At 66.6% G+C, this 21,614-nt stretch carries 18 protein-coding genes; all 18 read right to left on the reverse strand.

Features of this window, described 5'->3' with window-relative positions; genetic code table 11:
- Positions 1-11: 11 nt before the first annotated feature.
- The 18 genes from rplB to ACFXJ8_RS02380 all read right to left on the reverse strand — a co-directional run bounded on the left by rplB (position 12) and on the right by ACFXJ8_RS02380 (position 21,340).
- Complete coding sequence (rplB, locus tag ACFXJ8_RS02295; protein ID WP_113701138.1) at positions 12-848, reverse strand: 50S ribosomal protein L2; 837 nt, start codon at positions 846-848, stop codon at positions 12-14.
- A gap of 193 nt (positions 849-1,041) precedes the next feature.
- Positions 1,042-1,344: a 50S ribosomal protein L23 gene (gene rplW, locus ACFXJ8_RS02300; RefSeq protein ID WP_379641969.1), complete on the reverse strand. Its 303-nt coding sequence runs from the start codon at positions 1,342-1,344 to the stop codon at positions 1,042-1,044.
- Positions 1,344-1,991, reverse strand: a complete 648-nt coding sequence (gene rplD, locus ACFXJ8_RS02305) for a 50S ribosomal protein L4 (RefSeq protein WP_379641970.1) — start codon at positions 1,989-1,991, stop codon at positions 1,344-1,346. The genes rplW and rplD overlap by 1 nt, the downstream gene beginning before the upstream one ends.
- Positions 1,988-2,641 carry a 50S ribosomal protein L3 gene (rplC, locus tag ACFXJ8_RS02310; RefSeq protein WP_358143263.1) on the reverse strand — a complete coding sequence of 218 codons (654 nt, stop codon included), beginning with the start codon at positions 2,639-2,641 and terminating at the stop codon, positions 1,988-1,990. The genes rplD and rplC overlap by 4 nt, the downstream gene beginning before the upstream one ends.
- 14 nt (positions 2,642-2,655) lie before the next feature.
- Positions 2,656-2,964 carry a 30S ribosomal protein S10 gene (rpsJ, locus tag ACFXJ8_RS02315; RefSeq protein WP_012887830.1) on the reverse strand — a complete coding sequence of 103 codons (309 nt, stop codon included), beginning with the start codon at positions 2,962-2,964 and terminating at the stop codon, positions 2,656-2,658.
- Between the two features lie 259 nt (positions 2,965-3,223).
- On the reverse strand, positions 3,224-4,417 hold the full coding sequence (tuf, locus tag ACFXJ8_RS02320) for an elongation factor Tu (protein ID WP_379641971.1): 1,194 nt from the start codon (positions 4,415-4,417) through the stop codon (positions 3,224-3,226).
- 221 nt (positions 4,418-4,638) lie between these two features.
- Positions 4,639-6,687, reverse strand: a complete 2,049-nt coding sequence (gene fusA, locus ACFXJ8_RS02325) for an elongation factor G (RefSeq protein WP_379642063.1) — start codon at positions 6,685-6,687, stop codon at positions 4,639-4,641.
- An 87-nt stretch (positions 6,688-6,774) separates the two neighbouring features.
- Positions 6,775-7,245 (reverse strand): 30S ribosomal protein S7, encoded by a 471-nt coding sequence (rpsG, locus tag ACFXJ8_RS02330; RefSeq protein ID WP_183650905.1) that lies wholly within the window; start codon positions 7,243-7,245, stop codon positions 6,775-6,777.
- 2 nt (positions 7,246-7,247) lie between these two features.
- Positions 7,248-7,619 carry a 30S ribosomal protein S12 gene (rpsL, locus tag ACFXJ8_RS02335; RefSeq protein ID WP_354906488.1) on the reverse strand — a complete coding sequence of 124 codons (372 nt, stop codon included), beginning with the start codon at positions 7,617-7,619 and terminating at the stop codon, positions 7,248-7,250.
- A gap of 728 nt (positions 7,620-8,347) precedes the next feature.
- A complete protein-coding gene (locus ACFXJ8_RS02340) occupies positions 8,348-12,226 on the reverse strand; it encodes a DNA-directed RNA polymerase subunit beta' (protein ID WP_379641972.1) in 3,879 nt (1,292 codons plus the stop codon).
- A 14-nt stretch (positions 12,227-12,240) separates the two neighbouring features.
- Positions 12,241-15,711: a DNA-directed RNA polymerase subunit beta gene (gene rpoB, locus ACFXJ8_RS02345; RefSeq protein WP_379641973.1), complete on the reverse strand. Its 3,471-nt coding sequence runs from the start codon at positions 15,709-15,711 to the stop codon at positions 12,241-12,243.
- 434 nt (positions 15,712-16,145) lie between these two features.
- On the reverse strand, positions 16,146-16,643 hold the full coding sequence (locus tag ACFXJ8_RS02350) for a hypothetical protein (protein WP_379641974.1): 498 nt from the start codon (positions 16,641-16,643) through the stop codon (positions 16,146-16,148).
- Positions 16,640-17,155 carry a hypothetical protein gene (locus ACFXJ8_RS02355; protein ID WP_379641975.1) on the reverse strand — a complete coding sequence of 172 codons (516 nt, stop codon included), beginning with the start codon at positions 17,153-17,155 and terminating at the stop codon, positions 16,640-16,642. The genes ACFXJ8_RS02350 and ACFXJ8_RS02355 overlap by 4 nt, the downstream gene beginning before the upstream one ends.
- Positions 17,156-17,854: 699 nt before the next feature.
- On the reverse strand, positions 17,855-18,856 hold the full coding sequence (locus tag ACFXJ8_RS02360) for an ABC transporter ATP-binding protein (RefSeq protein WP_379641976.1): 1,002 nt from the start codon (positions 18,854-18,856) through the stop codon (positions 17,855-17,857).
- Between the two features lie 110 nt (positions 18,857-18,966).
- On the reverse strand, positions 18,967-19,113 hold the full coding sequence (locus ACFXJ8_RS02365) for a hypothetical protein (protein WP_379641977.1): 147 nt from the start codon (positions 19,111-19,113) through the stop codon (positions 18,967-18,969).
- Between the two features lie 171 nt (positions 19,114-19,284).
- Positions 19,285-19,671, reverse strand: a complete 387-nt coding sequence (gene rplL, locus ACFXJ8_RS02370) for a 50S ribosomal protein L7/L12 (protein ID WP_379641978.1) — start codon at positions 19,669-19,671, stop codon at positions 19,285-19,287.
- A gap of 71 nt (positions 19,672-19,742) precedes the next feature.
- Positions 19,743-20,267, reverse strand: coding sequence for a 50S ribosomal protein L10 (gene rplJ / locus ACFXJ8_RS02375; RefSeq protein WP_379641979.1), 525 nt, complete (start codon positions 20,265-20,267; stop codon positions 19,743-19,745).
- Between the two features lie 245 nt (positions 20,268-20,512).
- Positions 20,513-21,340, reverse strand: coding sequence for an LppX_LprAFG lipoprotein (locus ACFXJ8_RS02380; RefSeq protein WP_379641980.1), 828 nt, complete (start codon positions 21,338-21,340; stop codon positions 20,513-20,515).
- Positions 21,341-21,614: the final 274 nt, after the last annotated feature.

Here is a 21,614-nt window from a genome sequence, read left to right on the forward strand (position 1 = left end):
TTCGGCTGCTCCTACCGCTTCTTCCTCTTGGACCGACGGCGGATGATCAGCCTGTCGCTGGCCTTGTTCGCCTGACGGGTACGGCCCTCGGGCTTGCCCTTGGGGTTGACCGGGTGGCGACCACCGGAGGTCTTACCCTCACCACCACCGTGCGGGTGGTCGACGGGGTTCATGGCCACACCACGGACGGTCGGGCGCTTGCCCTTCCACCGCATACGGCCGGCCTTGCCCCAGTTGATGTTGGCCTGCTCGGCGTTGCCGACCTGGCCGACCGCCGCGCGGCAGCGCACGTCGACCATGCGCATTTCGCCGGACGGCATACGCAGCGTGGCGTACTGGCCCTCCTTGGCGAGCAGCTGGATCTGTGCACCGGCGGAACGGCCGAGCTTGGCGCCGCCGCCCGGACGGAGCTCCACCGCGTGGATGAAGGTACCGGTCGGGATGTTGCGCAGCGGCAGGCAGTTGCCCGGCTTGATGTCGGCCGCGGGGCCGTTCTCGATCCTGTCGCCCTGCTTGAGGCCGGTCGGCGCGATGATGTAGCGCTTCTCGCCGTCGGCGTAGTGCAGCAGCGCGATGTTGGCGGTGCGGTTGGGGTCGTACTCGATGTGAGCGACCTTCGCCGGAATGCCATCCTTGTCATGCCTGCGGAAGTCGATGATCCGGTAGGCGCGCTTGTGCCCACCGCCCTGGTGGCGAGCGGTGACCCGGCCGTGGACGTTACGGCCACCCTTGTTGTGAAGGGGAGCAAGCAGCGACTTCTCGGGCGTGCTGCGGGTGATCTCGGAGAAGTCCGAGACACTCGAGCCGCGGCGACCCGGGGTCGTCGGCTTGTACTTACGGATGCCCATCTTTTTCGTTCATCCTTCGTCGGTTACATGGGTGAGCCCGCCGTGCTCTCGCACGGCGGTCTCATCCCCGCGGGCCGTACGGCCTGCGCTTACTTACTAATGAGAAACGTGCAACGCGGGCCGCCATCACCTGCCTGTGCGAGCACCGACCAGTTATGGCGGCCTGACGAGCACGTTTCTTGTTAGTTGTCGGCTAGCCGATCTGACCGAAGATGTCGATCCTGTCGCCCTCGGCCAAGCTCACGATCGCGCGCTTGGTGTCGGGACGCTTGCCGAAACCGGCGCGGGTGCGCTTGCGCTTGCCCTGCCGGTTGATGGTGTTCACGTTGGTGACCTTGACCCCGAAGATCTGCTCGACGGCGATCTTGACCTGGGTCTTGTTCGCGGTCTTCTTCACCAGGAACGTGTACTTGTTGTTCTCATCGATCAGGCCGTAGCTCTTCTCAGAGACAACCGGCTTGATGATGATGTCGCGCGGGTCGGCGATCTTCTGCATCAGGCCTCTTCCTTCCCGCTCTTCTGCAGCCGAGCCACGACCTGGTCGTAGGCCTCCTGCGTGAAGACCACGTCGTCGTGCACGAGCACGTCGTAGGTGTTCAGCTGACCGGCGTCCAGCAGGTGGACCTCCGGCGCGTTGCGCAGGCTCAGCCAGGTGAGCTCGTCGGTCTCGTCGACCACGACCAGGACGGTCTTGGCCTCGGTGATCTTACGCAGGGCCTCGATGGCCGCCTTGGTCTTCGGCGTCTCGCCGGTGACCAGGCCGCTGACCACGTGCACGCGACCGCCGCTCGCCCTGTCCGAGAGAGCGCCACGCAGGGCGGCGGACTTCATCTTCTTGGGCGTCTTCTGGGAGTAGTCACGCGGGAGCGGACCGTGGACGGTGCCACCACCGGTGAACTGCGGCGCGCGGGTCGAACCCTGACGGGCGCGACCGGTGCCCTTCTGGCGGTAAGGCTTCTTACCGCCACCCCTGACCTCGCCACGGGTCTTGGCCTTGTGCGTGCCCTGCCGGCGAGCGGCGAGCTGGGCCACGACGACCTGGTGGATCAGCGGGATGTTGACCTTGGCGCCGAAGATGTCTTCGGGCAGGTCGACGGAGCCGGTCTTCGCGCCGCTGGCGTCGAGGACGTCAATGCTGGTCACTTGGCAGCCCCCTTCTTTGCAGCGGTGCGGACGAGGACCAGGCTGCCGTTGGCGCCGGGGATCGCACCCTTGATCAGGATGAGACCGTTCTCGGCGTCCACGGCGTGAACCTTGAGGCTCTGCACGGTGGTGCGGACGTTACCCATCCGACCGGCCATGCGAAGACCCTTGAATACGCGGCCAGGGGTGGCGCAGCCACCGATGGAACCCGGCGAGCGGTGCTTGCGCTGCGTACCGTGCGACGCGCCCAGGCCCTTGAAGCCGTGACGCTTCATGACACCGGCGAACCCCTTGCCCTTGGACTTGCCAGTGACGTCGACGTACTGGCCGGCCTCGAAGGTGTCAGCCAGCAGCTCCTGGCCGAGGGTGTAGTCGCTCGCGTCGTCGGTGCGGATCTCCGCGAAGTAACGGCGCGGGGTGATCTCGTGCTTACGCAGGTAGTCGCCGAGCGGCTTGTTGACCTTCCGGGGGTCGACCTGTCCGTAGCCGAGCTGGATGGCGGTGTAGCCGTCCTTGTCTGCGGTGCGGACCCTGGTCACCACGCACGGACCGGCCTCGACCACGGTCACCGGAACCATCCGGTTGTCCGCGTCGAAGACCTGGGTCATGCCGAGCTTCTTGCCCAGGACGCCCTTGATCGTCTTAGCCATGTCAGTGCGTTCCCTCAGAGCTTGATCGAAATGTCGACGCCGGCGGGGAGGTCGAGTCGCATGAGCGAGTCGACCGTCTTCGGCGTCGGGTCGATGATGTCAATCAGCCGCTTGTGCGTGCGCATCTCGAAGTGCTCGCGGCTGTCCTTGTACTTGTGCGGCGAGCGGATGACGCAGTACACGTTCTTCTCGGTCGGCAGCGGCACCGGGCCCGCGACCTTCGCGCCAGTCCGCGTCACCGTCTCGACGATCTTCTTGGCCGAGCTGTCGATGACCTCGTGGTCATAGGCCTTAAGCCGGATGCGGATCTTCTGTCCCGCCATAATGGCCTCGGTGTCCTTCGCTGTCGTCTGAAAAAGTATCGTGCGGCCTGTTGCCGCTGATTGGTACGGGCGGAGACCGCCCGCTGACCCCACGTAGCAGACGTAATCGATCTGCGTCTTTCTTCCGTGATCCGGCAGTTACTTCGGTCACGTTGCCGAAGCCACTGCGAGATCACGGTGTGCGTGGAGCCCGTGGTGCTCAGTTCGCGGATCGGCGGTCGGCCCCTTCCGGAGGCCGACCGCCGCCCCAGCGGTCGTACTACTTGAGGATCTTCGTGACGCGACCGGCGCCGACCGTACGGCCGCCCTCACGGATCGCGAACTTCAGACCGTCCTCCATGGCGATGGGCTGGATCAGCTCAACGCGCATCTCGGTGTTGTCGCCCGGCATGACCATCTCGGTGCCCTCGGGGAGGTTCACCACGCCGGTCACGTCCGTCGTACGGAAGTAGAACTGCGGGCGGTAGTTGTTGAAGAACGGCGTGTGGCGGCCGCCCTCGTCCTTGCTCAGGATGTAGACCTGGGCATCGAACTCGGTGTGCGGGGTGGTCGTGCCCGGCTTGATGATGCACTGGCCGCGCTCGACGTCCTCACGCTTGATGCCGCGCAGGAGCAGACCGACGTTGTCACCCGCCTGGCCCTCGTCGAGCAGCTTGCGGAACATCTCGACGCCGGTGACCGTGGTGGTGGTCTTCTCCGTACGGATGCCGATGATGTCGACCGTCTCGTTGACCTTGACGATACCGCGCTCGATGCGGCCGGTGACGACGGTGCCGCGACCGGTGATCGAGAAGACGTCCTCGATCGGCATCAGGAACGGCTTCTCGGTGTCACGAGCAGGCTCGGGGACGCTCTCGTCGACAGCGGTCATCAGCTCGATGATGCTGTCGCCCCACTTCTGGTCGCCCTCGAGGGCCTTCAGAGCGGAGACGCGAATGACCGGCAGGTCGTCGCCGGGGAACTCCTGAGCGGACAGGAGCTCACGAACCTCGAGCTCGACGAGCTCCAGGATCTCCTCGTCGTCGACCATGTCGGCCTTGTTGAGGGCCACGACGATGTAGGGGACGCCGACCTGGCGGGCCAGGAGGACGTGCTCCTTCGTCTGCGGCATCGGGCCGTCGGTGGCGGCGACCACGAGGATCGCGCCGTCCATCTGAGCGGCACCGGTGATCATGTTCTTCACGTAGTCGGCGTGACCGGGGCAGTCCACGTGAGCGTAGTGGCGCTTCTCGGTCTGGTACTCGACGTGCGCGATCGAGATCGTGATGCCACGAGCCTTCTCCTCGGGCGCCTTGTCGATCTTGTCGAACGGGGTCGCCTCGTTAAGCTCAGGGAAACGCTCGTGGAGCACCTTGGTGATCGCCGCGGTCAGAGTGGTCTTGCCGTGGTCGATGTGCCCAATGGTGCCGATGTTCACGTGCGGCTTAGTCCGCTCGAACTTGGCCTTAGCCACTGGTTCTCTCCTTAGAGAATCTGACTGACTTACTTCACACTCGGGCCCGGGAGTTTAGCCCGGCCCCTGGGCGGTGGGGCGGCATGTGACCACCCCACCAGGGACTCCGGGGTGCTCCCGGACCTCTTCTCCAGCGGCTGGGCCGCGGGCGAGTCTCCGGGCGCAACGCCCCGGCCTTCGGGCAGAGAGGACAGCGCCCCTCTGCCGTCGGGTCTCGGGAACTATTCGCCCCGGGCCTTCGCGACGATCTCCTTGGCGATGCCAGGAGGCACTTCCGCGTAGGAGTCGAACTGCATGCTGTAGCTCGCGCGCCCCTGCGTCTTGCTACGCAGGTCACCCACGTAGCCGAACATCTCCGACAGGGGTACGAGAGCCGCGATGACGCGGGCGCCTGCGCGCTCGTCCATCGACTGGATCTGCCCGCGGCGACCGTTGAGGTCTCCGATGACATCACCCATGTAGTCCTCGGGCGTGGTGACCTCAACGGCCATCATCGGCTCGAGGATGACTGCGTCGGCCTTGCGAGCGGCCTCCTTGAAGGCCATCGAGCCGGCGATCTTGAAGGCCATTTCCGAGGAGTCGACGTCGTGCGCCGCACCGTCGGTCAGCGTCACCTTCACGCCGACCATCGGGTAACCGGCGAGCACGCCGAACTCGGCCGCCTCCTGGGCGCCCGCGTCAACCGAGGGGATGTACTCCCTCGGGACACGACCACCCGAAACCTTGTTCTCGAACTCGTAGCCGTCGTTGCCGTCGCCCAGCGGCTCCAGGTTGATGATGACCCGCGCGAACTGACCGGAACCACCGGTCTGCTTCTTGTGGGTGTAGTCAACCTTCTCCACCTTGCGGCGGATGGTCTCGCGGTAGGCGACCTGCGGGCGGCCGACGTTGGCCTCGACCTTGAACTCGCGACGCATACGGTCGACGAGGATCTCCAGGTGAAGCTCGCCCATGCCGTGGATGACCGTCTGACCGGTCTCGTCGTCGCGACGGACCTGGAAGGACGGGTCCTCCTCGGCCAGACGCTGGATCGCGGTGCCGAGCTTCTCCTGGTCACCCTTGGTCTTGGGTTCGATCGCCACGCTGATGACCGGCGCGGGGAACGTCATCGACTCAAGGACGACCTGGTGAGCCGGGTCGGCCAGCGTGTCACCCGTGGTGGTGTCCTTCAGACCCATCACGGCGACGATCTGACCAGCGTGCGCGGACGGGCGCTCCTCGCGCTTGTTCGCGTGCATCTGGTAGATCTTGCCGATCCGCTCCTTCTTACCCTTCACCGAGTTGACGACCCCGGTGCCGGTCTCGAGCGTGCCCGAGTAGATGCGGATGTAGGTCAGACGACCCAGGTGCTGGTCGCTCATGATCTTGAAGGCGAGCGCGGAGAAGGGCTCCGTGACGTCCGCGTGACGCTCGACGACCTCGTCCTCGTTGTTGACCGCGTGGCCCTTGAAGGCCGGGATGTCGGTCGGGGCGGGGAGGTAGGCCACGATCGCGTCGAGCAGGGGCTGAACGCCCTTGTTCTTGAACGCGGTGCCGGTCAGGACCGGGTTGATGGCGCTCGCAAGCGTGGCGCGGCGGATGGCCGCCACCAGCTGCTCCTCGGTGGGCTCGTTGCCCTCGAGGAAGAGCTCCATCAGCTCGTCGTCGTTCTCGGCGACGGTCTCGACCAGCTTCTCACGCCACTCACGAGCAGCGTCGGCGTACTCGGCGGGGATGTCGACGGTGTCGTACATCTCGCCCTTGGCAGCCTCTTCGCTCCAGAGCAGACCCTTCATCTTCACCAGGTCGATGACGCCCTTGAAACCGGACTCGACGCCCCAGGGAAGCTGGATGACAGCCGGGGTCGCACCCAGACGGCTGATCATCATGTCGACGCAGCGGTGGAACTCCGCGCCGACGCGGTCCATCTTGTTCACGAAGCAGATGCGCGGCACGCCATAGCGGTCAGCCTGGCGCCACACCGTCTCCGACTGCGGCTCGACACCGGCGACACCGTCGAACACGGCGACGGCACCGTCGAGGACGCGGAGCGAACGCTCCACCTCAATGGTGAAGTCGACGTGACCAGGAGTGTCGATGATGTTGATGGTGTGGTCGAGCCACTCACAGGTCGTCGCGGCCGACGTGATCGTGATGCCGCGCTCCTGCTCCTGCTCCATCCAGTCCATCGTGGCAGCGCCCTCGTGGACTTCACCGATCTTGTAGTTGATGCCGGTGTAGAACAGGATGCGCTCGGTCGTGGTGGTCTTGCCCGCGTCGATGTGGGCCATGATCCCGATGTTGCGGATCTTGGCCAGGTCAAGAGCGGTCGTGGTGGCCACTTCTCTCGCGTCCTCGTCGTCTCGTCGAACCCGCTGTTACCAGCGGTAGTGGGCGAAGGCCTTGTTGGACTCGGCCATCTTGTGGGTGTCCTCGCGCTTCTTCACGCTCGCCCCGAGGCCGTTGCTGGCGTCGAGGAGCTCGTTCATGAGGCGCTCGGTCATGGTCTTCTCGCGGCGGGCGCGGGAGTACTGCACCAGCCAACGCAGGGCCAGGGTGGTGCTGCGCGCGGCGCGCACCTCGACCGGCACCTGGTAGGTCGCGCCACCGACACGGCGGCTGCGGACCTCGAGGGTGGGCTTGACGTTGTCGAGGGCGCGCTTCAGCGTGACGACCGGGTCGTTGCCGGTCTTGTCCTTGCAGCCCTCGAGGGCCCCGTAGACGATCGACTGCGCGATGGAGCGCTTGCCGTCCAGAAGGACCTTGTTGATGAGCGCGGTCACCAGCGGCGAGCTGTAAACCGGGTCAGACATGAGCTGACGACGGCCAGGAGAACCCTTGCGAGGCATGGTTACTTCTCCTTCTTCGTGCCGTAGCGGCTGCGGGCCTGCTTGCGGTTACGGACGCCCTGGGTGTCGAGCGAACCACGGATGATCTTGTAGCGAACACCCGGCAGGTCCTTCACACGACCGCCACGCACGAGCACGATGGAGTGCTCCTGCAGGTTGTGACCCACACCGGGGATGTAGGCCGTGACCTCGATGCCGTTGGTGAGCCGAACACGGGCCACCTTGCGCAGTGCCGAGTTGGGCTTCTTGGGGGTCGTGGTGTAGACGCGCTGGCACGTGCCGCGACGCTGCGGGCTCCCCTTGAGGGCAGGAGTCTTGGTCTTGGTGACCTTGTCCTGCCGGCCCTTGCGGACCAACTGCTGAATAGTGGGCACTGCCACTCCGTTCGTGCCTTGGCCGGTAATACGTCAGGTTGAGCGTTTCGCAGGTACTGCCGGTGTCATGACCTGCTAGTTTTCCCCTCCCGCCGACCCACGCGGTCGGGCGTGTCGCGCTCTGTCGAGCCACGAGCCCCCGCGCTGTCATACGCCGGAGAGGGTCCATGCCGCGCCGCCTGTCGGAGCGCATGCATGAGGGCCCGCGAACCTACGGGCACGAAGGGCAAGACTACCCAGCCCAGCGCAGCACGTCAAAACGACTGCGACCCGGTCGCCGTTACTGCGACCGTACATTCGTGCCGTGGTCCTATCAGACCCTTGTCTAGCTTACCCGCATCACCCGAGTTCTCCGGCCCTTCTGCGCCACACGTTTTCCCCTCCTGTACGGCAAGCCCCCCGACCGTCGCACCTGTAGCCCTCCGCATCGGCGACTTCCCGTCAGCGGCCGCGTGTCGGCAGCCCCGGTATCGGCGGCCGTCCGCAACGGCACCCCGATGGGCGGCCCACGGTCACGGCCCTCCGTATTGCGGCCCACCGTCAGCGACCCTTCGTCAGTGGCCTTCCGTAGCGGCGGCCCGCCACGTGCGCTCGGTGAGCGTGCCCCTGGACAGAGCCCGACCACGTGCCGAGGGTGGCGCGTGGAATGGCTTGCCGTACAGGAAGCTGAAAAGACGGAAACGCCCCGCATCCTGTCGTGAGACAGGACACGGGGCGTTCCGGGGCGCCTAGCGGTTGTACTGACCGAAGTCGTACTCCTCCAGCGGCACGGCCTCGCCGCTGCCGGTGCCGAAGGTGTAGTCCGCGGCCGAGCCGTCGTACCCGCCGACGGTGTACATCGCGGCCTTGGCCTCCTCGGTCGGCTCGACCCTGATGTTGCGGTACTGGGGCATGCCCGTACCGGCCGGGATGAGCTTACCGATGATGACGTTCTCCTTCAGGCCCAGGAGCGAGTCGGACTTGGCGTGGATCGCCGCGTCCGTCAGAACCCTGGTCGTCTCCTGGAAGGAGGCCGCCGACAGCCACGACTCGGTGGCGAGCGACGCCTTCGTAATGCCCATGAGGACCGGACGGCCGGCGGCGGGGGTGCCACCCTCGGCGACGGTCTCGCGGTTCATCTGCTCGAAGCGCGGACGCTCGACGAGCTCACCGGGCAGCAGGTCGGTCTCACCGGACTCGAGCACGTTGACGCGCTTGAGCATCTGCCGAACGATGATCTCGATGTGCTTGTCGTGGATCGACACACCCTGCGAGCGGTAGACCTGCTGGACCTCGGCCACCAGGTGCAGCTGCACCGCGCGCGGGCCGAGGATGCGCAGCACCTCGTTCGGGTTGACCGCACCGGCGATGAGCTGGGTGCCCACCGACACGTGCTGGCCGTCCTGGATGAGCAGGCGCGAGCGCATCGAGACCGGGTAGGCGATCTCCTCCGAACCATCGTCGGGGGTGACCACGATCTTGCGGGTCTTGTCGGTCTCGTCGATGCGAGCCCGGCCCTCGGCCTCGGAGATCGGGGCGACACCCTTGGGGATGCGCGCCTCGAACAGCTCCTGGACACGGGGCAGACCGTGGGTGATGTCGGCGCCCGCCACACCACCGGTGTGGAAGGTACGCATCGTCAGCTGCGTGCCGGGCTCACCGATCGACTGGGCGGCGATGATGCCGACCGCCTCGCCGACGTCCACGAGCTTGCCGGTGGCCAGCGAGCGGCCGTAGCAGGTCGCGCAGACACCGATCTTCGCCTCGCACACCAGCGCGCTGCGGGTGCGGACGGTCTCGATGCCGGCCTCGACCAGCGCCGTGACGTGGTTGTCGTTGATGTCGACACCCACCGAGGCGATGATCTTGCCGTCGACCTCGACGTCCTCGGCCAGGATGCGGCCGTGCACGTTGGACTCGGCGTTCTCCGCCTTGACCAGGTTGCCGGCCGAGTCGCGATCGCCGACGTGCAGCGGGACCCCGCGGTCGGTGCCGCAGTCGATCTCGCGCACGATGACGTCCTGCGCGACGTCCACCAGACGACGGGTCAGGTAACCCGAGTCGGCGGTACGCAGGGCGGTGTCGGCCAGACCCTTCCGCTGACCGTGGGTGGAGATGAAGTACTCCAGAACCGACAGGCCCTCACGGAAGGAGGCCTTGATCGGCCGCGGGATCGTCTCACCCTTGGTGTTGGACACCAGACCACGGATACCGGCGATCTGACGCACCTGCATCTTGTTACCGCGGGCGCCGGAGTTGACCATCATCCAGACCGGGTTCGTCGCGGGGAACGCGTTGACCATGTCGGTCTCGACGTCCGCCGTGGCGTGGGTCCAGATCTCGATGAGCTCCTGACGGCGCTCCTCGTCGGTGATCAGACCGCGCTCGTACTCACGCTGGACCTTGTCGGCCCTGCGCTCGTAGTTCTCCATGATCTCGGCCTTGTTGGGCGGCGCGACGACGTCGTCGATGGAGATCGTGACGCCGGAGCGGGTCGCCCAGCGGAAGCCCGCGTCCTTGAGCGCGTCGAGCGAGTTGGCGACTTCGACCTTGGGGTAGGTCTCGGCCAGCTCGTTGACGATCGCGGACAGCTGCTTCTTGCCGACCTGGAAGTTGACGAACGGGTAGTTCGCCGGGAGCGTCTGGTTGAACAGGCACCGGCCGAAGGTCGTCTCCAGGCGGATGGTGTCGCCCGGCTCCCAGCCCTCGGGAGCGGCCCAGCCACGCGGCGGCTGGACGTCACCGGCGAGCCGGATCTGGATCTTCGCCTGGATGTCCAGCTCGCGGCGGTCGAAGGCCATCTGCGCCTCGGCCACCGAGCCGAAGACCCTGCCCTCGCCCTGCGCGCCTTCCTTCTGCGTGGTCAGCCAGTAGAGGCCGATGACCATGTCCTGGGTGGGCATCGTCACGGGCTTGCCGTCGGCCGGCTTGAGGATGTTGTTGGTCGAGAGCATCAGGATGCGAGCCTCGGCCTGGGCCTCAGCCGACAGCGGCAGGTGCACGGCCATCTGGTCGCCGTCGAAGTCCGCGTTGAACGCGGTGCAGACGAGCGGGTGGATCTGGATGGCCTTGCCCTCGACCAACTGCGGTTCGAACGCCTGGATGCCCAGACGGTGCAGCGTGGGCGCGCGGTTGAGCAGCACCGGGTGCTCGGTGATGACCTCTTCGAGCACGTCCCACACCACGGGGCGAGCCCGCTCGACCATGCGCTTGGCCGACTTGATGTTCTGGGCGTGGTTGAGGTCGACCAGCCGCTTCATGACGAACGGCTTGAACAGCTCCAGCGCCATCTGCTTGGGCAGACCGCACTGGTGCAGCTTGAGCTGCGGGCCGACGACGATGACCGAACGGCCGGAGTAGTCGACTCGCTTGCCCAGCAGGTTCTGGCGGAAGCGGCCCTGCTTGCCCTTCAGCATGTCGCTGAGGGACTTCAGCGGACGGTTACCGGGACCCGTGACCGGACGACCGCGACGGCCGTTGTCGAACAGCGCGTCGACGGCCTCCTGGAGCATCCGCTTCTCGTTGTTCACGATGATCTCGGGCGCGCCGAGGTCGAGAAGTCGCTTGAGGCGGTTGTTCCGGTTGATCACACGACGGTAGAGGTCGTTGAGGTCGGAGGTGGCGAACCTGCCACCGTCGAGCTGCACCATCGGGCGCAGGTCCGGCGGGATGACAGGGATGCAGTCGAGGACCATGCCGCGCGGCGAGTTGGTCGTGTTGAGGAACGCCGACACGACCTTGAGCCGCTTGAGGGCGCGGGCCTTCTTCTGGCCCTTGCCGCTGCGGATGGTCTCGCGCAGGTTCTCGGCCTCGGCGTCGAGGTCGAAGCTGATCAGGCGCTCCTGGATCGCCTGCGCGCCCATGCCGCCCCTGAAGTAGCGGCCGAAGCGGTCGCGCATCTCGCGGTAGAGCATCTCGTCGCCCTCGAGGTCCTGGACCTTGAGGTTCTTGAAGCGGCTCCACACCTCGTCGAGGCGGTCCAGCTCACGCTGGGCCCGGTCGCGAAGCTGACGCATCTCGCGCTCGGCGCCCTCACGGACCTTGCGGCGCTGGTCACCCTTGGCACCGGCCGCCTCGAGCTCGGCCAGGTCGCCCTCGAGCTTCTTCTGCCTGGCCTCGATGTCGGCGTCACGGCGCTGCTCGATGTGCTGCCGCTCGACGGAGATCTTCGCCTCCAGCGACGGCAGGTCACGGTCACGCAGCTCGGTCTCGACGTGCGTGATCATGTAGGCCGCGAAGTAGATGACCTTCTCCAGGTCCTTCGGGGCCAGGTCGAGCAGGTAGCCAAGGCGCGAGGGAACGCCCTTGAAGTACCAGATGTGGGTGACGGGAGCGGCCAGCTCGATGTGGCCCATCCGCTCACGACGCACCTTGGCGCGAGTGACCTCGACGCCGCAGCGCTCGCAGATGATGCCCTTGAAGCGGACGCGCTTGTACTTACCGCAGTAGCACTCCCAGTCGCGGGTCGGGCCGAAGATCTTCTCGCAGAAGAGTCCGTCCTTTTCCGGCTTGAGAGTCCGGTAGTTGATGGTCTCGGGCTTCTTCACCTCGCCGTGGGACCACTGGCGGATGTCGTCGGCCGTGGCAAGGCCGATCCGGAGCTCGTCGAAGAAGTTGACGTCCAGCATGTGCTATCTCCCCCTCAGACTTCTTCCACGCTGCTCGGCTCGCGCCGCGACAGATCGATACCGAGCTCCTCGGCCGCCCTGAAGACGTCCTCGTCGGTGTCGCGCATCTCGATGGACATGCCGTCCTTGGAGAGCACCTCGACGTTCAGGCACAGCGACTGCATTTCCTTGATGAGGACCTTGAAGGACTCGGGAATGCCGGGCTCGGGAATGTTCTCGCCCTTGACGATCGCCTCGTAGACCTTGACCCGGCCCAGGACGTCGTCGGACTTGATGGTGAGCAGCTCCTGCAGGGCGTAGGCGGCGCCGTAGGCCTCGAGGGCCCACACCTCCATCTCGCCGAAGCGCTGTCCACCGAACTGCGCCTTACCGCCCAGCGGCTGCTGGGTGATCATCGAGTACGGGCCGGTCGACCGGGCGTGGATCTTGTCGTCGACCAGGTGCAGCAGCTTCAGGATGTAGATGTAGCCGACCGAGATCGGGTACGGGAACGGCTCGCCGGAGCGGCCGTCGAACAGCTTGGCCTTGCCGGTCTCCTGCACCATGCGGTCACCGTCGCGGTTGGCGATGGTGTTGCTGAGCAGGCCGACGATCTCCTCCTCGTGGGCGCCGTCGAACACCGGGGTGGCGACGTTGGTGCGCGGCTCGACGTGGCCGAAGCCCTTGTCGCGCAGCCGCTCGGCCCACGCCTCCTCGATGCCCGAGATGTCCCAGCCTCTGGCGGCGATCCACCCGAGGTGGGTCTCCAGCACCTGGCCGACGTTCATTCGACCGGGCACACCGAGGGGGTTGAGGATGATGTCGACGGGCGTGCCGTCCTCCAGGAACGGCATGTCCTCGACGGGAAGGATCTTGGAGATGACGCCCTTGTTGCCGTGACGGCCGGCGAGCTTGTCACCGTCGGTGATCTTACGCTTCTGGGCCACGTAGACGCGGACCAGCTCGTTGACACCGGGGGGAAGCTCGTCGCCCTCCTCGCGGCTGAACACGCGGACGCCGATGACCTTGCCGGACTCACCGTGCGGCACCTTCAGCGAGGTGTCGCGGACCTCACGCGCCTTCTCACCGAAGATCGCGCGCAGCAGGCGCTCCTCCGGGGTCAGCTCGGTCTCACCCTTGGGCGTGACCTTGCCGACCAGGATGTCACCGGGAACGACCTCGGCGCCGATGCGGATGATGCCGCGCTCGTCGAGGTCGGCCAGGACTTCCTCGGAGACATTGGGGATGTCCCTGGTGATCTCCTCGGGGCCCAGCTTGGTGTCGCGGGCGTCGACCTCGTGCTCCTCGATGTGGATCGAGGACAGGACGTCGTCCTGCACCAGACGCTGGGAAAGGATGATCGCGTCTTCGTAGTTGTGGCCCTCCCACGGCATGAACGCCACGAGAAGGTTCTTGCCCAGGGCCATCTCGCCCTGGTCGGTGCACGGGCCGTCGGCGATGACCTGGTTGACCTCGACCCTGTCGCCCTCGGCGACGATGGGCTTCTGGTTGAAGGAGGTGCCCTGGTTGGACCGCTTGAACTTGGCGACACGGTAGGTGGTGCGCGTGCCGTCGTCGTTCATGACGGTGACGTAGTCGGCGGAGACCTCCTCGACCACACCGGCCTTCTCGGCGCTGATGACGTCGCCGGCGTCGGTCGCGGCACGGTATTCCATGCCGGTGCCGACCAGCGGCGCCTCGCTCTTCAGCAGCGGCACGGACTGCCGCTGCATGTTGGAGCCCATGAGCGCGCGGTTGGCGTCGTCGTGCTCCAGGAAGGGGATCATCGCGGTCGCGACGGAGACCATCTGGCGCGCGGAGACGTCGACGTAGTCGACCTCCTCGGCACGCGCGAGCTCGGTCTCACCGCCCTTGGTACGCACCAGGACGCGCGGCTCGGCGAACGAACCGTCGGCGTTCAGCACGGTGTTGGCCTGTGCCTTGACGTAACGGTCTTCCTCGTCGGCCGTGAGGTAGTCGATCTGCTCGGTCACCTTGCCGTCGACGACCTTGCGGTAGGGCGTCTCGACGAAGCCGAAGGCGTTGATGCGGCCGTAGGAGGCGAGCGAGCCGATCAGGCCGATGTTCGGGCCTTCAGGGGTCTCGATCGGGCACATCCGGCCGTAGTGGGACGGGTGCACGTCACGGACCTCGAAGCCGGCCCGCTCACGCGACAGACCACCGGGGCCCAGCGCGGACAGACGCCGCTTGTGCGTCAGCCCGGCCAGCGGGTTGGTCTGGTCCATGAACTGCGACAGCTGCGAGGTGCCGAAGAACTCCTTGATCGACGCCACCACCGGGCGGATGTTGATCAGGGTCTGCGGCGTGATGGCCTCGACGTCCTGCGTGGTCATCCGCTCGCGGACGACGCGCTCCATACGGGCCAGGCCCAGGCGGACCTGGTTCTGGATGAGCTCGCCGACGCTGCGCAGACGGCGGTTGCCGAAGTGGTCGATGTCGTCGGTCTCGACGATGACCTCACGGTCCCCGGCACCCGGCATCGACTCCTCGCCGGCGTGCAGCCTGACGATGTACTCGATGGTGGCGACGATGTCCTCTTCGGTCAGCGTGCCCTGGGTGATCTCCGAGTCGGCCCCGAGCTTCTTGTTGATCTTGTAACGACCGACCTTGGCCAGGTCGTACCGCTTGGGGTTGAAGTAGAGGTTCTCCAGCAGGGTCTGCGCCGACTCCTTGGTCGGCGGCTCACCCGGCCGCAGCTTGCGGTAGATGTCGAGCAGGGCGTCATCCTGGCCGGCGGTGTGGTCCTTCTCCAGGGTGGCCCGCATCGACTCGTACTGGCCGAACCGCTCGAGGATCTGTTCGTTGGTCCATCCCAGTGCCTTGAGAAGCACGGTGACGGCCTGCTTGCGCTTGCGGTCGATGCGCACACCGACGCTGTCGCGCTTGTCGATCTCGAACTCAAGCCAGGCACCCCGAGACGGGATGACCCTGCAACCGTACAGATCCTTGTCGGAGGTCTTGTCGACACTACGGTCGAAGTAGACGCCCGGCGACCTGACGAGCTGCGAGACCACGACACGCTCGGTGCCGTTGATGATGAAGGTGCCCTTCGGCGTCATGAGCGGGAAATCGCCCATGAACACCGTCTGGCTCTTGATCTCACCAGTGGTGTTATTGATGAACTCCGCCGTCACGAACATCGGGGCGGAGAAGGTCATGTCCTTGTCTTTGCACTCATCGACTGAGTACTTGGGCGGCTCGAACCGGTGGTCGCGGAACGACAAGGACATGGTCCCCGAGAAGTCCTCGATGGGACTGATCTCCTCAAAGATCTCCTCGAGGCCCGACTGGATCGGGACGTCCTTGCGCCCGGCCTGGCGAGCCGCCTCGACCCGGGCCTTCCACTTCTCGTTGCCGAGCAGCCAGTCGAATGACTCGGTCTGCAGAGCGAGAAGGTCAGGAACTTCGAGGGGCTCCTGGATACGCGAAAACGAAACGCGACGGGGACCGGCGGGTACGGCGGAGGCGTTGCGCGAGGCTGCCAACAGATGTCCTTCCGAGGGCTCGCGGCGGACTGACTACACGCACGCCAGACAACCTCGCAACGTGAGCAAGAGAAGCGGGTCGTCAAAGGGCAGCGCAAAGGGGCAGTGTAGCCGAACGGCACACGCCTGTCCACTTCGCTCTCGCTGCATGCTCCACGTTGTCCGCAGCATCGCCCGTCCGAGCGGAAACGTCAAGCCCGCGAGCCGGACTTTCGGCCAACTCAAAGCCTGGACGCTGGGATTTCGTCCCCCGGCGACAGATGGCTAGCTGTAGGCCCCAAGACGATACCCGTGAGCCGGGGCCGCTAACGCTCTGTCACACCGAGGCCCGAAACCATGCTGACGATCGGTGGAACCGTGACAGACGTACCCAACTTCAAAGGCTCGCTAAACCTGGAATTTGATAACAATTGAATGTCGGGACATGCCCGACATCAGGTGCTGCCCACGAGGGTGGACAGGTCGCCCACGAGCCAGCGCGACCCATCCTTCACCATGACGAATCTAACGCGGTTCTGGATCACCTGCTGACGCGGCTGGGCATCGCCGTGCGCCTGCTTGGTCGTCCCCATGTTCACGAACAGCAGGACCGACACCCTGTCCGGCGTGGCGTCCTGCACGGCGGCACCGGCGACGGTAACCTCCTGCACGGTCCGCTGCTCGGTGGCCCTGGGCACCAGCGACGTGCGCAGCTCCGTGAAACGGTGGGTCAGCTCACCCGTGGTCAGAGCCTGCGCCCTGTCCAGGTCGTCGTCGATCGTCCGGTAGTTGTAGGACAGCAGGTCAGGCGCCAGCGTCCTGGCGGCGGCCATCGCCTGCTCCCCCGCCGCCCGCCCACCCCGCAGCTCGTCCAGCTCCCCGTGCATCCGCAGCGAGACCCAGCCGACAAAGGCCACGGCCACGGCCAGCACCGCCGCGATCGCGATCCTCACAGCACCTGCTCCGCTCTGGCGACCAGCCACCGGCCGCCGACCTTGGACAGGTCCATCGACCACCGGTAATAGCGGTCCTGCGGCGGCGTGCCCGTGTGCTCCCACTTGATCGTGGAGTCGGCCACGACCAGCACCTTCGCGCTGTCGCCCGCCATCGAGACCAACCCCGAGGCGCGCACCGCCCCCGTCTGCACCACCTTGTTGGCGATCGTGGTCTCCCTCAGTTTGGGCGCGCCCGCGTGATATTCGGCGTACGCGGCCCCAGTGGAGGTGGCGAGGATCTTGGCGATGCTTTCGTCGGCGCTCTTGTAGCTGAGCGAGAGCAGGTTGAGCGCGTGGGCGGCGGCGGCCTCGATCGCCGCCCGGCGGTCGGCGGCCGCCACCTCCTCGTCGCGCAGCTGCGCGCTCAGCCAGACGGCGACCCCCGCCACCAGCACAAGAACCGCCGCCAGCGCGACGGTCACTGTGCGCACCACGGTCACCGACCGGGAGGAGTCAGCAGTGCCTGCCATATCGCGGGATCATAACGCTCACCCCATTCCTCCAGACCCGGAACGCTGGGGGCGGGCAGGGGTTCCGGGACCTTCCGGAGGCGGATCCTGTACGGCAGGAGCCACCTCGGCAATCTCCATGACCACCTTGGCCCCTGCCCCGGCCGAACGCCCTGTCGGAGCCCGGGCTCGTCGAGTCTCAGGCGGGATGCTTGCGGCGCCCACCGCGCCGGACCCACCCTGCCGGTCGCCCGCCACCCCGCGTCCTGCAGCCCTCCCGAGGCTCCCAGGACCCCGACCTCCGCTCGCCACCCACTCCCGCTCCCCCGCCGCCCGCCCGGCATCCCGGAGGCCTTCGGCGCCTCGGCCGCGGTCGCCGCCACCCGCGTCCTGCGGCTCCCTTCCGGGCCTTCCGGGTCCCCGACCTCCGCTCGCCACCCACTCGCACGCCCTGCCGCGTGCCCAGCACCCTGCCCTGCCGGAGCAGAGGGCGCGGCCTCCGCCATCCGTGCGCGGTTTCTCCCTCGTCTTCTGGCCCTCGCCGCGCACAGCGGTCTGCCTCGCCTTCCGGCCCTCTCGGCGGGCACGGCGTGGCCGTACACCACACCACCGGGCGCCCCTGGGGGCATCGGCCCTTCGCCCGCCTGACGGCTGACGGAAGGCGCACACGGCGTCATGCGCTCAACGAACCGACCCCCAGCGCGTCGCAGGGGTGGGGGCTCAGCGCACGCCGTTCAAATGGGCGTTGACGAGCCTCGGGTACTCCTCCAGCCAATTACGGCCGCGCTCGTCGACGAAGGAGCCCTGCGGCGGGATCACCCCGTTGGCCGCCAGCCACGAGCCCGGCGGCTTCTGCGTACGGCGGATGCCGTTGCCGCTGGGCATCAGCTGCGGCGGGATCGGCGGCAGCGCTCCCGGGTCGTGGCCCATCTGCGCCTCGGCCTCCAGCTCGGAGACGTCCTTCTCCTCCGACATGCCGATGGGGCCGTGCCTGCGGGCGTTGAGGAACTGCCTGACCACCGGCTCGTCGCTGGACAGCAGCATCTCCCTCGGCCCGAACATCACCAGCTCGCGCCGGAACAGCAGCCCGATGTCGTCGGGCACCGTGCGCGCGGTGTTGATGTCGTGGGTGACGATGAGAAACGTCGCCTCGATCTCGGCGTTGAGGTCGACGATGAGCTGGTTGAGGTAGGCGGTGCGGACCGGGTCGAGACCCGAGTCCGGCTCGTCGAACAGGATGATCTCGGGGTCGAGCACCAGGGCGCGGGCCAGCCCTGCGCGCTTGCGCATGCCGCCGGAGATCTCGCCCGGCAGCTTGCCCTCCGCGCCGACGAGTCCGACCAGTTCCATCTTCTCCATGACGATCTGGCGAACCTGCGACTCGTTCTTCTTGGTGTGCTCGCGCAGCGGGAAGGCGATGTTGTCGTAGAGGCTGAGCGAGCCGAACAGCGCGCCGTCCTGGAACAGGACGCCGAACAGGCGGCGCAGCTCGTAGAGCTTGTTCTCGCTGCAGTTGGCCAGGTCGTAGCCGTCGATCCAGATGTGGCCGCGCTCGGGGCGCAGCAGGCCGACGAGGGTCTTGAGGAAGACCGACTTGCCGGTGCCCGAGGGTCCGAGCAGGACGGAGATCTCGCCCGCGGGGAGGGTCAGCGAGACGTCCTCCCAGATGACCTGCCGACCGAACGACTTGGTCAACCCATCGACCACGACCTCGACGCCCACAGGTCACCTTCCAACGCCGGTGGTAACGGACTTACCGCAGGATCGCTGTTACGGAGCTTCCCGCGAATTGGAATCCATTCCAATAACTCGACGGGATTGTTACTCGGCGGTTATGTCAGTGCCCGCAGCGCGACCGCCATCGTGGCTTGTCCGCTGGCCGTACGGCCCGCCGGGTCGGAGGAACGGCCGAGGAACTGGAGGAGGCACTCACGCGCCCCTGAGCCGCTTCGGACCTCGCCGAGCCCTGTGGTCGTCACGCCTAGTCGATCCTGTACCCGGCCCCTGCCCCGAGCGGTCCCTCGTTGAGGCTCCCGAGCCCCCATGGTCGTCGCTCCGTGCCGACCGGAGAACCGACCCCGGAAAACAGAAAGAGCGGAACCCACCCGGCACCAGGGTGTGTTCCGCTCTTTCCGAAAAGACGCGCCGTCTTACTTGACGGTGACGGTGGCGCCGGCGCCCTCGAGGGCAGCCTTGGCCTTCTCCGCCTGCTCCTTGTTGACCTTGCCGTCGAAGACCGGCTTCGGAGCGCCGTCGACCAGGTCCTTGGCCTCCTTCAGGCCGAGGGAGGTCAGCGCGCGGATCTCCTTGATGACCTGGATCTTCTTGTCGCCGGCGGCCTCGAGGACGACGTCGAACTCGTCCTGCTCCGCGGCCTCCTCAGCGGCGGCGGCCGGGGCGGCAGCGGCGGCAACGGCGACCGGAGCGGCGGCCTTGACGTCGAAGGTGTCCTCGAACAGCTTCACGAACTCGGAAAGCTCGAGGAGGGTCATCTCCTTGAACGCGTCGAGCAGCTCGTCGGTGCTGAGCTTCGCCATGATGTTTCCTCCGTATGGATCTTGCTAAATGGTGTTACGGGACCGCGGTGAAGTTGCGGCAATCCCCGGTCTTACTCGCCCGCCTCCGCGCGCTTGGCGCGAAGGGCGTCGGCCAGCTGAGCCATGTTGGTGGGCAGCGCGGCGAACACGGCGGCAGCAGCGGACTGCTTCGCCTTCATCGCACCGGCCAGCTTCGCGAGGAGAACCTCGCGGGACTCGAGGTCAGCGAGCTTGGTGATCTCGGCAGCATCGAGGGCCTTGCCCTCCATGAAGCCGCCCTTGATCACCAGAAGGGGATTGGCCTTGGCGAAGTCACGCAGACCCTTGGCGGCCTCGACCACGTCGCCCGTCACAAAGGCGACGGCCGTCGGGCCGACCAGCAGCGAGTCGAGACCCGTCATGCCGGCCTCGTTGGCTGCAATCTTGGTCAGGGTGTTCTTCGCCACGGCGAACTTCGCGTTCCCACCGAGCGCAATACGCAGCTGCTTGAGCTGTGCGACGGTGAGACCGCGGTACTCGGTCAGAACGGCGGCGCTGCTGCCCTCGAACTCGCTCTTGAGCTCGGCAACCGCTGTCGCCTTATCCGCCCTCGCCATGGGCCTCCTTCCAGATGTGCCACCGGCGAAGGCCTCTGAACATGAAACAAGCCCCGGCGCAGGCGCACGGGGCTCACCCATGTGAAAACACACACGGAAGAACTTCGCATCTCACCTACGCGGGCCGTCCACGCTGTGTGGATCCTTCGGTCACCGGGCCTTGAGGCACCCAGCGACGACCGGCGGTCTTTGGCAAGCACCAGAATAGGGGCGACTCGTCAAGATGCCAAATCGCCCCGCTGGGATCAGTTCCTGGGAAGGTCGCCCACCTGGTCGGCGGGCGGGGCGGCGATGGAGACCGGCTCGTTGAAGCCCTTGAAGAACAGGTTCGCGGTGAACTTCGCGCCCTTCTCCTCGCCGGCCATGGCCAGCTTGCGCGGCAGGCCGTCCGAGCCGACCCAGATGTCGAAGGTGACGTTCTGGAGTTCGGCCATGTGCTGCTTGGCCTGCTCCTGCTTGTCGGCGGGCAGCTGCGACACGGCCGCGTCGACGGGGAACGTGCCGCTGTAGTGGGTGGTGTCGACGCCGCCCACGGTCTCGGTGCCGACCTGCTTGACGTTCTGCGAGGCGGTGACGAGCTTGGTGACGTTCGCCAGGTCGAACCGCTGGACCTGGTCGAGGAACTGCTTGGCCTCGGCGCCGCCCTCGCTCAGCGGGACCTTGATCCACGGCTTGGCGGTGCCCAGCACCTTGTTCAGCGTCTCCGCCTTCACATAGACGGTGTCGCCCTGCAGCACGGCGCGCGCGCCGCCCGGCAGGCTCTGCCCGCCGAAGTTAGCGGTGTCGAGCGTCAGGTCGGCGGCCAGTTGCGGCTGGCTCTGGTAGACCATGCGCCCCTGGACCTTGCCGGTGCCCTCCTGCGGATGGGACACCTCGACCACGCCGTCGACGGTGTAGCTGGTGACTTCCTGGGTCTTCTGCGCGGCCTGCTCCAGGACCTCGGCGGCGGCCAGCTTGGCCTGAATGGGCACCGCGCCTGACGCGGCCGATCCGGTCGATCCACAACCCGCGACCGCGACGAGAGCGGCGGCGCCCGTCGCGGCGACGGCGAGAGTAATCCTGCGCTTCAGCATGCCTTCGACACTACGTCTCAGATTCACGCATGTCGGCTTCCCCCGACCAACTCAGGGAAACTCCAGGGTCATCCCTGAGCCTCCTGTTTCATGGTGGTTCCGGTCCATATCCATCCCGTACGGCAAGCCGTACCACGCGCCACCCTTGGCACGTGGCGGGCGTCTGCCGAGGGATACGCGTCACCGAGCGCACGTGGCCGGGCACCCCAACGGAAGGCCGGTGGCCGGCGTCCGACGCGACGGGAAGCGGCGGCCGGTGGCAGGCAGTCCTTGG

Source organism: Nonomuraea sp. NPDC059194 (assembly GCF_042754765.1).
Lineage (GTDB): Bacteria > Actinomycetota > Actinomycetes > Streptosporangiales > Streptosporangiaceae > Nonomuraea.

What these genes read in the sequence shown, in the direction of transcription:
- rplJ (WP_379641979.1), bottom strand. Translation starts at nt 20,267, where the DNA reads ATGGCGAGGGCGGATAAGGCGACAGCGGTTGCCGAGCTCAAGAGCGAG.
- ACFXJ8_RS02355 (WP_379641975.1), bottom strand. Translation starts at nt 17,155, where the DNA reads ATGGCAGGCACTGCTGACTCCTCCCGGTCGGTGACCGTGGTGCGCACA.
- rpsG (WP_183650905.1), bottom strand. Translation starts at nt 7,245, where the DNA reads ATGCCTCGCAAGGGTTCTCCTGGCCGTCGTCAGCTCATGTCTGACCCG.
- ACFXJ8_RS02340 (WP_379641972.1), bottom strand. Translation starts at nt 12,226, where the DNA reads ATGCTGGACGTCAACTTCTTCGACGAGCTCCGGATCGGCCTTGCCACG.
- rplW (WP_379641969.1), bottom strand. Translation starts at nt 1,344, where the DNA reads ATGCAGAAGATCGCCGACCCGCGCGACATCATCATCAAGCCGGTTGTC.
- rplB (WP_113701138.1), bottom strand. Translation starts at nt 848, where the DNA reads ATGGGCATCCGTAAGTACAAGCCGACGACCCCGGGTCGCCGCGGCTCG.
- rplC (WP_358143263.1), bottom strand. Translation starts at nt 2,641, where the DNA reads ATGGCTAAGACGATCAAGGGCGTCCTGGGCAAGAAGCTCGGCATGACC.
- ACFXJ8_RS02380 (WP_379641980.1), bottom strand. Translation starts at nt 21,340, where the DNA reads ATGCTGAAGCGCAGGATTACTCTCGCCGTCGCCGCGACGGGCGCCGCC.
- rplL (WP_379641978.1), bottom strand. Translation starts at nt 19,671, where the DNA reads ATGGCGAAGCTCAGCACCGACGAGCTGCTCGACGCGTTCAAGGAGATG.
- rpsJ (WP_012887830.1), bottom strand. Translation starts at nt 2,964, where the DNA reads ATGGCGGGACAGAAGATCCGCATCCGGCTTAAGGCCTATGACCACGAG.
- fusA (WP_379642063.1), bottom strand. Translation starts at nt 6,687, where the DNA reads ATGGCCCACATCGACGCGGGCAAGACCACCACGACCGAGCGCATCCTG.